Source organism: Aurantibacillus circumpalustris, from assembly GCF_029625215.1.
GTDB lineage: Bacteria > Bacteroidota > Bacteroidia > B-17B0 > Aurantibacillaceae > Aurantibacillus > Aurantibacillus circumpalustris.
In genome coordinates, this window is the sequence record NZ_CP121197.1 from 1,581,933 (window position 1) to 1,595,859 (window position 13,927).

A 13,927-nucleotide genomic window follows, 5' to 3' on the forward strand; every position below is an offset into this window, starting at 1 on the left:
TTGTGAAAAAAGGCGAAAATGCCTTAGTTTACTTCTTTAAGAAAATGTTTGGGTGTATATTTATACTGCATTCTTAATGAAAATTTCCTTCAAAATAACTTTATTGTTTGTTGCTGCTGTTTTGTTTTTCCAAATAAAATGTCACGCGCAGCAGGTACAAATGACTATGCCTGCACCAACTCAACCAGCTACTAAAGACAAGTTGGCCATGCAGTATTTCGAGCAAAAAGAGTTTGAAAAGGCTAATGTCTATTTCGATGATCTTTTTGATGCCAATCCTTCTGCTTGGTATTATTATTATTACAAAAGTTTACTAGGCGCCAAAGAATATTCGAAAGCAGAAAAAATCACTAAGAAACAATTAAAACAAAACAAACAGAACGTTTTTTTGTATGTCTATTTAGGAAGAATATATAAGTTGGAAGAGGATAGTAAAAAGGAAAAAGAATCTTACGAAAAAGCACTTAAAGAATTGGAGCCAATTCAACCAAATATAGAAAATCTTGCAAACGCTTTTAAGGAAGATAATTTGTACGATTACGCGATTGATGTTTATAATAAGGCTCGTAAGGTTAGTCCAGATTACCCTTATTACTACGAGAGAGCGGAAGTTTATAAAGCAAAGAACGATCTTTCTTCCATGATTAATGAATATTTGGATGCACTGGAGTTTAGGGATTCTGAAATTCAAACAGTTCAAACAAATTTGCAAAACTCACTGGGTTACGATGATGAAGCGGGTGGTATAAGAAATCCATTATTGAAACAAGAGCTGCAAAAACGCATTCAAAAACATCCAGACAAAATTATACTCAGTGAATTTTTAATTTTTATTCAAAAACAACAAAAAGATTTTGATGGTGCATTTGTGCAATCGAGAGCCTTAGATAAACGTTTAAAGGAAGAAGGTAATCGTATTTATGAGCTTGCTAAAATTTGCGTGAGTAATCAAAATTGGGATGTAGCAAAACGTTGTTTCGATTATCTTATTGAGAAAGGACCAGAAAATTTATACTACGATTCAGCCATTATTGATGGTTTAAATGTTGAATATCTTGCATTAACTCAGAAGCCACAGCCTTCAAATCAAGAACTGATTTTACTTGAAGAAAAACTAACTAAAGCAAACAAAAAATACAAGACTAGTTTTTTAAATCCTATTATTTTAAAAAATCTTGCTTCATTAAAGGCATATTATTTAAATAAGAGTGAAGAAGCAATTGAACTGTTAGAAAGTTTCATAAACCTTCAGGGTCTTGAGGCAACAATGAAAGCAGAGTATAAAATCATGTTAGCAGATATTTATCTTCTAAAAGGCGAAATTTGGGAAGCATCTTTATTGTATTCGCAAGTGGAAAAAGATTTTAAGTACGAGGCTATAGGACAGGAGGCAAAATTTAGAAATGCGAAATTGAGTTTTTATGCAGGTGACTTTGCCTGGGCTAAAACGCAAGCAGATGTTTTGAAAGGCGCTACTACAAAACTTATAGCAAACGACGCACTCGATTTAAGTCTAATTATTACTGATGCTATTGGTGTTGACACGAATGACATTCCTTTAAAATTATTTTCGAGCGCAGAGTTAATGATTTTACAACACCGTTATACAGACGCGATTGCACGTATGGATAGCATTAATCTTTTATTCAGTACAAATACTTTAGGAGATGATATCTATTTTAAAAAAGCGCAAATTTATTTTAAACTCGGAAAATATTTAGATGTAGAGGCCATGTATAAAAACATTGTTGAGTATTATCCTGGTGATCTTTACGGAGACGATGCTCAATTTCGCCTTGCGGAACTTTATGATAAAAATTTGAACGATAAGGAAAAAGCAAAACTAGCCTACGAAGACGTGCTTGTAAAATATCAAGGAAGTATTTTTACAGTGGAGGCGCGTAGACGATTCCGAGAATTACGAGGTGACAACCTAAGCAATTGATTTCTTACAATCCAATAATTCAAGAGTTACACAAAGAATCGGCTTATCAAGTGGATGTATTGCGTTTGGATTTAATTGATGTAGAAATCAGCGGTAATAAATGGTTTAAGCTTAAAAACAATCTCGAAAAAGCAATTTCGCAGAACAAAAAAAGCATCATTACATTTGGTGGTGCTTATTCAAATCATATTGCTGCCACGGCTGCTGCTTGCAAAAAATTCAATCTGAAATGTATTGGTGTTATACGTGGCGAAGAAAAAGAAGAACTTAACGACACGCTTAAGACTGCTCAGAAAAACGGCATGGAGTTTTATTTTGTAGACCGTGAGACCTATAAACAAAAAGACACAATTGAATTTAAAAATAATCTTGCAAAAACGTTTGGCGAACATTATTTAATACCGGAAGGCGGCAATAATGAAGAAGGTGTCAGCGGTTGTATGGACATTCTAAAAAAAGAATGGAACTATGACTATGTTTTTTGTGCTTGTGGAACAGCAACCACCTTCGCAGGAATTTTAACTTCAGCTAAAGATCAAAATAAAATAATAGGAATAAGTGTTTTAAAAGGAGAGAATAATTTACCAGCTGAGGCCGAAGTTCTATTGGATAAAATTTCTTTGAATAGCTCTAAAATGAAGATACTTGGAGAAGAAGCGCTTAAAAAAGATTTTATTGAAGATAGTTGTATTTTAAATTCCTACGCATTTAAAGGTTATGCAAAAAAGAACACTGAACTTTTAAATTTTAAAACAGAATTCGAAAACAAATTTGAAATTCCACTCGATCACATTTACACTACCAAATTGTTTTATGCCGTATTCGATTTAATTAAACGTAAAAAATTAATATCAGATTCAAAGATTTTGGTGGTGCATAGCGGAGGCTTGCAGGGTAATGAGGCTTTTGAGAAGCGCTACCATTTAACGCCTAATCTGTAATTTAAACTAAGCCAAGGGTAGGCTTGTTTACTCAATGCCAATTGGCTCGTGATGGAGGAAAAAACTTTCACAAAACCAAAACCAATTGAGAGATGTTGTACAACTAATCCTTCAGGTCTGCTAAGTTTCATACCTAATTGTGTTTGAACGCTAATACCCTCGGTGTTATAAAAGGCAACATCGGTACCGTATCTAATACGTGGGCCAAGAAAAAACTTGAAAGTACTTCCTTTTTCGGCGTAAAAGTTAACATCCAAGCCGGTAATGTATTTTATGCCCGGAACACGTGTTCTTGTGGAGTCAAAGCCATTGAAGAAATTACCAAAGGAAGGATCGAAGGTGAGTATAATTGGAATAACAAAACCGATGCGATTGTCTTTCGTAAAACGTTCGTAGGTAAGATTAATTCTTCCAAAAAGAACAGCCATTGGTTGAATACTAATACTATTCTTAGGAAGAGTGAGCGTGCTGTTACTCGCAGCCCTTGAAGTTTTTTGTTGAGGGTCGTTAGAAAATAAATAGCGGTTGCCTTTATAATCTTCCATAACAATCAACTGATTTTTATTGATCTTTTCAATTTTCGATGTGTCGGTGGCTCTGAAGTAAACAAATTCCTTTGTATTACTAACGAGTATTCCTGTTTTAGACGTTCCATCCAGAAAAAAAAGTTTATCCTGCGCTTTAAAAATGGAGAAGCTAAACAAGAGTATAATTAATAAATATCTCATTAAAAACTAAGACCTAAGTTAATGCCAAGATAAATTTTTGGGAAAAAGCTATAGTTTATTGGCTTTGTATTGGGATCTGCGTCTTTGTTTACGAGATAATTCACTTGTTTTTTGTATTCACCAAAAAGCGGATATCCACCTATTCCGGCAATGGTTTTAAAGAAAAAATTATTCTTAAAGTTTGTATGTGTGCCAATATTAAAAATAAAGGCAAGTTGCGAGCCAGTTGATGGAGTATATTTAACTATAGTTGAAGTGCCGCTTGTTTCCTCTTTAACGCTACTAAAACTAAACGAAGTATATTTTATCAGTGCACCCATGCAAAAGGTGGTTTTCCTTTTAAAATGTCCGGGATAAAAATTAAAAAAAGCACCAAAATCATAACTTTTTTTTGCATTATGTAAAATGCCTATAAACAAGTTCGCAATGGTTGCATGATTGTTGAAATTATATGCGCCCATTAAGCCATACCCTATTTTTTTTGATTGCACGAGTCTTTCAAAAAAGAATGATAAATCGGCGTTACATAAAGCAAGCGTATTCATTGAAACAAAGTTAAATGCAAAGAGCTGTTGGTCTTTTTGGTCGTTTTTTCTTGTTGTCCCAATTGCGTTGCGTGTGAGCGTGTTTTTTGGAGTATTATAAACCTCAATCGTGCCATTTTTGTATTCAATTAATACAACATCTTTTGTTGGAATAGTCTCGTTAGAATTTATAAAAGGAGCGCCAGATTCACTAATTGGCACAACCGTAATTTGATCGGCACTGATTTCAAGAACTTTTACGATTTTACATTCACCATCCATAAGGTAAACCTTATCCTGAGCCTTAAGAGCGCAGGATAGGACAATAAAACTGTATAAAAGAAACCTTTTCAATCAATCAAAGATAGTTAATTGCTTTTGTATTAAACCATCAATTTTCTTATCTTTAAGCTTGAAAAAATTAATTTATGGGATGTAGTAGCGGCGGATGTGGAACCACAACAAATGGGATTCCGGCAGGATGTAATAATAATGGATCTTGTGGTACATCAGACGGATGTAATAAGTTGACGGTTTTTGACTGGTTGGGGAACATGAGTTTACCTGATGGACAAAAATCTTTTGATATAGTGGAGGTTCGGTTTAAGAATTCGCGTAAGGAATTCTTTAGAAATACCAATAATCTTACTTTAAATGTAGGTGATGCCATTGCTGTGGAAGCAACATCGGGCCATGATATGGGAACCGTTTCCTTAACAGGAGAATTAGTTCGTCTTCAGCTTAAAAAGCGCAATGTTAATTTCGATAGTGAGGAGATTAAGAAGGTTTACCGTAAGGCAAAGCAAGCAGATATTGATAAATGGAAAGAAGCTCAGGCATTGGAGACGAATACTATGTACAGAGCGCGGACCATAGCTTTGAAGCTTGGACTCGAAATGAAACTGAGCGATGTGGAATTTCAGGGCGATAAGTCAAAAGCGGTTTTTTATTATACAGCCGATGCGCGTGTTGACTTTCGTGAACTGATTAAAGTACTTGCAGACGAATTCAGAGTGCGAATTGAAATGCGTCAGATTGGTGCACGTCAGGAGGCTTCGCGTTTAGGTGGAATTGGTTCTTGTGGAAGAGAATTGTGCTGTAGTACCTGGCTTACCGATTTTAGAACTGTAAACACGAGCGCTGCTAGATATCAGCAATTGTCTTTAAATCCTTTAAAATTAGCTGGTCAGTGTGGTAAACTTAAATGTTGTTTGAATTACGAGTTAGATAGTTATATCGATGCTTTAAAAGAATTTCCAGATCTGGAAGGAAAAAAATTACTTACCAAAAAAGGTGACGCGTTTTTACAAAAGACAGATATTTTTAAACGCATGATGTGGTTCAGCTACCGTAGCGAACCAGGTGTTTTTATTCCAATGGACGTAAAAGCGGTGCATGCTGTGTTGGAAGCCAACGCAAAAGGAGAAACTCCTGAAGCTTTAACCCCAACATTTAAAGTAACCGAGAAAGTAGTTGTTGTTGAACCTCTTTTTGAAAATGTGGTTGGACAGGATAGTCTTACACGTTTTGATAGAAAAGGTGGTAAGAAACCAAACTTTAAACAGAACAGAAATAAAAATAACCCAAAAGGAAATCCTAATAAAGATCCAGATCAAAAACCAAAAGTTCAGGGTCAAAAAAAGCAACAAGCAAAGCCAAACGCTCGTCCGCAAGGCAAACCGAATAATACTAAACCGGGAGATAAACCCCGTCCGCAAAATAGAAAACCAAACTCTCCAAGAAATGATAATAAACCGAATAATCCGCAATAAGACTTTTCTTTTATTAATCACTGTGAGTATGTTTTTTGCATCCTGCAGAGATGTTGTGTATAGTGAGTACAAAACGTTTGATAATTATGAATGGGCAGCAAAGGATAAAGCGGTATTTGATTTGGAAATCAAAGACACTCAAACATTAAACAATATTTATTTAATGGTGCGTCATGTTGAGTCTTATCAATACAAGAATTTGTTTTTGTTTGTGACTACAAAATATCCTGATGGAAAAGTGTTAACAGATACCATGGAAGTTATTTTAGGGAATGAAAAAGGTGAATGGTTAGGCAGTGGTTCGGGAGATATTTTTGATTTTAAAGTTCCTATAAAAAAGAATATTCGTTTTCCTTTAGCGGGTAAATACGAATTTATTTTTGAGCAAGGCATGCGGGTTGATCCGCTTCCGATGGTGATGGATTTTGGGTTTGAAATTGAGAAGAGCAAATAGAGGTTGAAAATTTCTCAAGGAGTGTCTTAAGTTGACACGAATTTCACGAATGACACAAATCTATGGGTCTGTTTAATCAATAACTAATTCGCCCTTATAGTCAAAACTATTTTAACAAAGCATTCCAACCCTGCGCCTTTAATTCATGCACAGTGCCAGCTTTTGCAACCATTAATTGCCCTTTAGATTCATTAGTCATGTGACCAATAATAGTAATGTCCATAGAGTTTTTTATTTTGTCGTAGTCTGCAATATCAACAGTAAATAATAATTCGTAATCTTCTCCACCGCTTAACACACACACTGTAGGATCTAAATTAAATTCACGAGCCGTTTCGAAAGTTAAAGGATCAATTGGAATTTTTTCTTCATACAATTCAACTCCAACCTTTGATTGTGAGCACAGGTGAAGGATTTCAGAAGAAAGTCCGTCACTCACATCAATCATAGAAGTGGGTTTTATATTCAGACTTTTTAATAATTCAATAATGTCTTTTCGCGCTTCCGGTTTTAATTGGCGTTCCAAAATATAATCTTTGCCTTCTAAATCTGGTTGAAGCTTAGGATTTTCTTTATAAACTGCTTTTTCTCTTTCTAAAATTTGAAGTCCCATGTAAGCACCACCTAAGTCGCCACTCACGCACAATAAATTACTTTCTTTCGCACCATCTCTGTAAACAAGATCTTCTTTTTTTGCTGCACCAATGGCAGTAATGCTAATAACAAGTCCGCTGGTGCTTGTGGTTGTATCGCCACCAATTAAATCTACATTGTATTTTTTACAGGCGTGCAACATACCGGCATAAAATTCTTCCATCGCTTCTAAACTAAAACGACTCGATAAAGCCAGAGAAACAACAATTTGTCGCGGAACAGCATTCATCGCATAAATATCGCTGAGGTTTACTACCACACTTTTGTAACCCAAATGTTTTAATGGAACATAAGTCAAATCAAAATGAACGCCTTCTACAAGCATGTCGGTTGACACAACAGTTTGTAAATCTTTGTTATCAATTACAGCTGCATCATCACCAACTCCTTTAACTGTGGACTCATTCGTAAGTTCAATGTATTGTGTTAAGTGTTTTATAAGTCCGAACTCACCTAGTTCTGAAAGTTCGGTGCGGGAAGTGTTATCAAAATCCATGTTATATTATTTTATCAATAAGTTTTGCCAATTTAAAATCGAGTTCTGTTAATCCACCGGCATCGTGGGTGTTTAGTTTGATAGAAACGGTATTGTATACGTTTTTCCAATCAGGATGGTGATTGAGTTTTTCTGCATGCAAGGCCACCTGGGTCATAAAAGTAAATGCAGAAATAAAATCTTTGAATTTAAATTCTTTTTGAATGGCGTTTCCATCCAGTTTCCAATCTTTCAAGTGGTTTAGGTTTTCCTGAATTTCTGCGCTGGTATATAAGGATGGTCTCATGCTGTTTTAGAGTGTAAAGTTAGGATTTTTATACTAACATCTTCTTAATCCTTTATTTCAACACTCACCTTTTCTACGTTACCATTCATGGGCGGTACAAGCTTGGTAACTCTAACGTGTAAAGTTTTTAAAGTAGGAAAAGCGCCTTTTATTTTTGTGTAAATGCGTTCACAAACTTGTTCAATAAGTTTACTTCGTATGGCCATTTCGGCTTTGCTAATTTCATACACTGTGCAGTAATCAAGTGTTTCGTTAAGATCATCTGTTTTCGCAGCTTTTGAAAAATCGGTTGTCAGGTATACGTCAACGATATAGTTCCCACCAATTTTTGCTTCTTCTTCAAGGCAGCCGTGGAAGCCGTATAGTTTAATGCCTTCGATGTTTATGGAGTGTGTCATGTTTTGGTTTAAAAATTTAACCACATAGGAGCATAGATTTTTTAATATAAGCCAAGATAAATAAAGGTACACATAGAAACGCTTCGCCAGGCGAAGCGTTTTGCACTATGCTTTTCCTTATTTTTAAAGACGGGCCGATTCCTTCTATGTGTCTATCCCGAGACAAGCTCGGGACAAGTTGTGGTTTTAGAGTTTGCAATTTATTTTGTTTAATTTCTCTTACTTACCAAAATCCAAACCGTCCTGATTTCCTTGCTGTGTATCGGTTCCTCTTAATTGTTTTGCGCGTTTAAAAATCGAAGCATCCATTTTTCCGAATAAATAAGTAACTGTTAAACGCACATAACGACTTTCTCTTCTTCTTGAAAGATCTTGTGTGTAATACGGTGTTTCATAATGCGCGCCCATTACACGACTATTGAATACGTCGCTGAGTGTTGCGTTTACAATCCATTTTGTGCCAAACATTTTATTAAGTGATATGTCCATTGAATACACAGGTATTGTGGCACCTAACAATAAAATTTTAGGTGATTCATAATTACCGTTTACTTGAAGCGTGATAGCTTTTGGAAGTTTATAAGAGAGTGTTGCTTTTGTATTAAAAGCAAAACCTTCTGCTTTTACTTCTGGTTCTGTTGCAACTACAAGTCCTTTGATATAAATATAGAATGCATTGAAATTTACTGTTGCATCAAAGTTTTTAAATACGGTGTATTTAAAGGTGTGTTCCATTCCATAACGAATGCTGTTTTTTCCATTAACTGTTGTATTTACCAGAACTGTTGGATCTTCTAGGGAAGGATAAGCCACATCTGTAATGGGTTGTTCTTCGTAGCGGAAATAACCAGAACCTAAGTAACTACCTTTTGTAAATGTTTTGTTGTAATTTAATTCGGCAATGTTTTTAAACTCTGGTTTTAGTTGTGGGTTTCCAATTCTATAATTTTGTTTGTCGGCAAACATTACAAATGGCATCAATTGGAAAAAATTCGGTCGTTGAATTTTTCTACTGAAATTTACTTGCAACTCTTGATTCTTTTTTAATTTCTTAGAGAAGTAAATACCAGGAAAAATTGATTTTAGTAAATCTTCGCTGGATGAAGGGTAATTGTATGAGAAAGATTGGTTCTTATCAGTGATGTTTCCTTTGTAGTATGATTGTTCAAAGCGAAGCCCTGCCTGATAAGAAATATCCCAGAACATTTTGTTGTTATAATTTACGTAAGCAGCGTTTACCATGTCATCTATTACATAGCGATTACTTAGAATGGTGTCAGGAAAATAATTTTCTGGAGTAGAAACGGCTCGTGATGTATTGTTTTCGCTAGTTGATTTTTTATAAAAAGCTTTGAGTCCAAATTCCAGTTTACTTGTTTCGCTATAAGGATTCGTATAATCTAACTGAAAGACATATTGGTCGGCATTACTTTTCCCGACGTTTTTTTGGTAAGTATCCGGAATGGCAAATGTATCTGGATTTAGCGTGGAATTGGTAGTAAACAAATAGCCATTGTTCGAATTGGTATGATTGATACTTCCGTCCATAGTCAATTCTTGTCCGATTTTAGGATAAGTTTTTTTATAAAGAAGCTGTCCATTGTAATGCTGAAACGCAGCATTTTGTTCATTTATTCTTCCGCCGAATAAACGTTCTGTTTTGGTAGCATCCTGCACTTGGTATTCTTGCTTATCGTAGGTTTTAAATTGTCCGGCAACGATCATCCCGCTTAAAGTAATGGTGTTGCGGTTGTTGATGCTATAATCAAGCCCTAGTTTGCCAAAATCAAACATATTCGTTTGACGCACTTTATTATCCTGATTAAAATAACCCGAAGCATTTCCCAAACTATCCAACTGTGTTCTGCGGGTATAACCTAAGGTGTTATTCATTGCTTGGTTGTGAGAATACATGGAAGTGAAATTCCATTTGCCTTCTTTCACATTTAAGTTTACCATTCCACCATAACGATCGCCTGTGCCAATATATGCCATTGCCATGCCATTGTATCCCGGCTTCACATTCTTTTTCATGATAATATTTAGAATACCACCAGTGGCGCTTGCATCGTACTTTACAGAAGGATTGGTAATAATTTCAACACGATCAATTTGATCAGCGGGTATTTGCTGAAGCGTTAAATTTGTAGGACGGCCATCTACAAATAGAGTAGGGGCTTGATTCCGAAGCTCGGCGTTTCCATCTGCATCTACAGTAACACCGGGAACATTTTTCATCACGTCAACAGCTGTGCCACCTTTTATCGAAATGTCTTTATCGACATTATAAGTTCTCTTATCAATAGACATCACCACGGCATTTTTGTCTGTGGTAATTTCCACTTCCTTTAAAAGTTTTTCGTCTACTTCAAAAGGAATATTTCCTAAATCCAATTCAATCTTATTTGGCATCTGGATATAAAATTTTGTCTCGTAGGTTTTGTATCCAATTTGGGTGACTCGTAAACGAAAGCCACCCATAGGGGGCAGCCCTTCAATATTAAATTCACCGTTTTCCTTTGTTAACCCACCGCCAAGAATACTATCTTTATTAAACCATAAAACCACAACAGAGCTGTATTCAACCGGATTTTTGGTGTTTGCATCTATGATTTTTCCGTACACACGACCCTTAATGTCTTTCATGGCTTTCATCATGTCTTTGTTGCCGCCAGCAGGCATCTGAGCGTTTGCAAAAAAGGAAAAAAGGGCCAAGAGAAGAAGTACTAATTTTTTCATAATCGTGTTTTAGCTTTTTAGTTAAAAGCAGGCACAAAATTAAGCTAAAGTAAAGGAATATCAGCGTTTTTTTATCAATGGTAAAAGGGCGTTATAATAGGAAGTGAGGCGGGTTAAATAGTTTGACTTTAAAGATAAATATAGCAGTTTAACGAGGTGTAAGCTAGAGTCAAATAATAATAAATTAATCGAAACCCAAATTTTTAACCACATAGAATCATAGGACCAACTATACGCATAAATATAGAGGCGCATAGGTTTGAAGCCTCGCTTCAAAATCTCTGTGTGATTGCATTTCGGTTGATTTGTTATTTTTATGCCCGGAAGGGTTTTGTTTGTAATAAAAACCTCTGTGCACCTCTGAACCCTCAGTGCCTCTGTGTTGAAATAGCAGAATGCCACTGACATAGAAAAACCTTTGTGCACCTCTGAACCTCCCGTGCCTCTGTGTTGAAATAGCAGAATGCGAACTTTTCTGAATATTATTTGTCAATAAAGGGCTAAATTTTGCTTTGATCGATAAGTTGTGGAAATATGGCAGTTTCTTATATTTGCAGATGCACAGTGGAAAAATGATCATCTTTTCGGCCCCGTCCGGATCAGGCAAAACAACTCTTGTTCGCCATATTCTTAAAACATTTCCTGAGCACATTGCATTTTCTATTTCGGCTACAAGTCGCCCTAAACGAGGGGTTGAGGTAAATGGCAAAGATTATCATTATTTAAGTGTAGAAGAATTTAAACAAAAAGTCGCCAATAACGAGTTTTTAGAGTGGGAGGAAGTGTATGCAGGAACGCATTATGGCACCTTGCGATCAGCGGTGCAAGATATCTGGGCTACAGGCAAAGCAGTTATTTTTGATATTGATGTAGAAGGTGGATTGAATTTGAAAGCCCAGTTTAAAGAAAACGCGTTGGGTGTATTTGTGATGCCTCCAAGTATAAAAATTTTAGAAGAACGTTTACATTCAAGAAGTACTGATAACAAAGAAAGTATTGCAAGGAGAATTGCAAAAGCAGAAAAAGAATTAAAAACTGCTGAGCTTTTTGATGTATTTATTCTCAACGAAGTATTAGAAGAAGCCTGCGTTAAGGCTGAAGAATTAGTAAAAGAATTTTTAGGAATTTAGCAATAAGAATTCCGCTAAGTTCATCTTGGGGGGTTCTTAGTTTTTGAGCCACTAATTACACGAATTGGCACGAAGGGATCTTGTTAGTGAAAATTAGTGTAATTACTGGCACGATTTAAGCCTCTGCTTTTTGTTTCTCAGCAGCTGCGCGAATTCTATTTAATTCCTCTGTGATCAATTTACGTTTCGCAGTCAGTTCTGCAATTTTGGCTTTTTCCCCAGTAATTTTATCTTCAATTTCTTTCATGAAATTATTATTACTGCCTTTTGAACTTTTAAAGAACCCTAAATTGTTATCATACGTGCGAACACGGCTGTTGATTTCTTCAGCGAGTTTTTTCAAATGGTCCGATTCTTTTAATAATAAATCAAAGCCATTTTCAGATGAAGCTAAACGATCTAATTTTGTTTTAAATTGAATCGCAGCTTTTTCATTTTTATCAATGTGCATTTGCTCATACAACTCATCGAGTCTATTGTAGAAAGCATCGTTCACGCGTTTTTTGTCCTTCATCGGAACCATACCCGCTTCATTCCATTCGTGGCTTATGTTCTTTAATAACTCTCTGTTTGCAGCACCGTCTTCTGTTAAAGTAAGTTCATTTAAACGTGTTAAAATCTCTTCTTTCTTCACAAGGTTTTGCTCAAACGCCGCGTCAACATCTTCGTAATGGGCTTTTTTGGCATCAAAAAATGTATTGCAGGCTTTCCTGAATCGCGCAAATAATTTCGGCTCTTCTTTATCACCATTGCTTGGATATTTCTTCCAGGTGTCTTGCAATCGTATTAAATCAAGTCCGGTTTTTTGCCAGTCGGTACTGTTCTTTAAAGCTTCTGCTTTCGCAATTAATTCTGATTTAATTTTTCTGTTGGACGCAAACTTTTCATTTAGTCCTGAAAAGAATACTTTTTTCTTTTCGAAGAAAGTATCGCAAAGGGTTCTGAATTCCGCCCAAATTTTTTCATTGTCTTTTTCAGTTGTTCTTCCTACCGATTTCCAATCCGCTTGAAGTGCAATGATTTTTTCAGTTGCTTCATTCCAACGTGTTGCTTTGGCTTCAGTAACAGATTCAATGAGTTCTTTTACTTTTTCAATAATTTCAAGTTTGGAAGTTAAATTCGCGGCTTTTTGTTCTTCCATCGAATTATAATGTCCTTTTATTTTACGATAGGTTTCATCCAAAACAACTTTATAATCATTCTTTAATGCCTCCCACTTTGAGTTAGGAACAGGACCTATTTCATCCCATTCGTTCCGGTAAATTTTTATTAAACGTTCAGCTTCCTTAACATTTTCAAGCGCTTGAACTGTTTTTAATTTTTCAATTAATTCGGTTTTATGCTCAAAATTCTTTTTAAGATCGTGTTCTTGTAAATCACGGAAGATTTTGATGTTGTAATAAATGTCTTCAACGGCTCTGCTATAGTCTGATTGTATTTCCTTGTATTTGTGTGAAGATATAGGTCCGGTTTCTTTCCACTGTGTTTGTAGCTCTTGCAGCTTTCTTACGGCAGAACCAACGTTTTCACTAACCTGACTTAAGTCACGGATTTTCGCAATAATCTCTTGACGAACTAATAAGTTTTTAGATTGCTCAGATGCGATTTTAGCATCCGCTTCTTTTTTTAGTTTGTTGTATTTTTCAACTAAACTTTCAAACTTAAGGTCTTCAGAACCTTTGTGGTATTCAAACTCTTTGGTTTTACCACCTTCATCTACAAAAGATTGTTTGGCCGTTTCAAATTCAGAAGTCCAGAGCTTTTGATACTCTTTTTGCAGAGTGCGCACATCAGCAGCAACTTCACCTGCGTCTTTCAACAGCAGTTCTTCCATTTTAGTAATCAGTTCGGTTTTCATTA

The 13,927-nt window shown here is 35.6% G+C and carries 12 protein-coding genes; 5 read left to right on the forward strand and 7 right to left on the reverse strand.

Annotation, left to right across the window (positions count from 1 at the left end; genetic code table 11):
- Positions 1–76 precede the first annotated feature (76 nt).
- Together P2086_RS06610 and P2086_RS06615 are read left to right on the forward strand one after the other, a co-directional pair.
- The gene (locus P2086_RS06610; protein WP_317899654.1) at positions 77–1,945 is read left to right on the forward strand and encodes a tetratricopeptide repeat protein; all 1,869 of its coding nucleotides are present in this window, start codon (positions 77–79) and stop codon (positions 1,943–1,945) included.
- The gene (locus P2086_RS06615; RefSeq protein WP_317899655.1) at positions 1,942–2,886 is read left to right on the forward strand and encodes a 1-aminocyclopropane-1-carboxylate deaminase/D-cysteine desulfhydrase; all 945 of its coding nucleotides are present in this window, start codon (positions 1,942–1,944) and stop codon (positions 2,884–2,886) included. Before P2086_RS06610 ends, P2086_RS06615 begins: the two co-directional genes overlap by 4 nt.
- Here P2086_RS06615 and P2086_RS06620 read toward each other — a convergent pair.
- On the reverse strand, positions 2,862–3,614 hold the full coding sequence (locus P2086_RS06620) for a hypothetical protein (RefSeq protein WP_317899656.1): 753 nt from the start codon (positions 3,612–3,614) through the stop codon (positions 2,862–2,864). The genes P2086_RS06615 and P2086_RS06620 overlap by 25 nt on opposite strands.
- Complete coding sequence (locus P2086_RS06625; RefSeq protein ID WP_317899657.1) at positions 3,614–4,492, reverse strand: hypothetical protein; 879 nt, start codon at positions 4,490–4,492, stop codon at positions 3,614–3,616. The genes P2086_RS06620 and P2086_RS06625 overlap by 1 nt, the downstream gene beginning before the upstream one ends.
- A gap of 74 nt (positions 4,493–4,566) precedes the next feature.
- Here P2086_RS06625 and P2086_RS06630 point away from each other — a divergent pair, with 74 nt between their 5' ends.
- Together P2086_RS06630 and P2086_RS06635 are read left to right on the forward strand one after the other, a co-directional pair.
- Positions 4,567–5,910 (forward strand): PSP1 domain-containing protein, encoded by a 1,344-nt coding sequence (locus P2086_RS06630; protein ID WP_317899658.1) that lies wholly within the window; start codon positions 4,567–4,569, stop codon positions 5,908–5,910.
- 28 nt (positions 5,911–5,938) lie between these two features.
- Entirely contained in the window at positions 5,939–6,364 is a 426-nt protein-coding gene (locus P2086_RS06635) for a gliding motility lipoprotein GldH (RefSeq protein ID WP_317899659.1), read from the forward strand.
- Between the two features lie 106 nt (positions 6,365–6,470).
- Here P2086_RS06635 and thiL read toward each other — a convergent pair whose 3' ends face one another.
- From thiL to P2086_RS06655, 4 genes are all read right to left on the reverse strand, one after another.
- Positions 6,471–7,514 (reverse strand): thiamine-phosphate kinase, encoded by a 1,044-nt coding sequence (gene thiL, locus P2086_RS06640; protein WP_317899660.1) that lies wholly within the window; start codon positions 7,512–7,514, stop codon positions 6,471–6,473.
- Position 7,515: 1 nt separating this feature from the next.
- Positions 7,516–7,800 (reverse strand): 4a-hydroxytetrahydrobiopterin dehydratase, encoded by a 285-nt coding sequence (locus P2086_RS06645; protein ID WP_317899661.1) that lies wholly within the window; start codon positions 7,798–7,800, stop codon positions 7,516–7,518.
- Positions 7,801–7,844: 44 nt separating this feature from the next.
- Positions 7,845–8,198: a dihydroneopterin aldolase gene (gene folB / locus P2086_RS06650; protein WP_317899662.1), complete on the reverse strand. Its 354-nt coding sequence runs from the start codon at positions 8,196–8,198 to the stop codon at positions 7,845–7,847.
- 219 nt (positions 8,199–8,417) lie between these two features.
- On the reverse strand, positions 8,418–10,937 hold the full coding sequence (locus P2086_RS06655; protein WP_317899663.1) for a TonB-dependent receptor: 2,520 nt from the start codon (positions 10,935–10,937) through the stop codon (positions 8,418–8,420).
- A gap of 572 nt (positions 10,938–11,509) precedes the next feature.
- Here P2086_RS06655 and gmk point away from each other — a divergent pair.
- Positions 11,510–12,067, forward strand: a complete 558-nt coding sequence (gene gmk / locus P2086_RS06660; RefSeq protein WP_317899664.1) for a guanylate kinase — start codon at positions 11,510–11,512, stop codon at positions 12,065–12,067.
- A gap of 115 nt (positions 12,068–12,182) precedes the next feature.
- Here the strand turns inward: gmk and P2086_RS06665 are convergent, their stop codons facing one another.
- Entirely contained in the window at positions 12,183–13,925 is a 1,743-nt protein-coding gene (locus P2086_RS06665; RefSeq protein ID WP_317899665.1) for a DUF349 domain-containing protein, read from the reverse strand.
- Between the last annotated feature and the right edge of the window lie 2 nt (positions 13,926–13,927).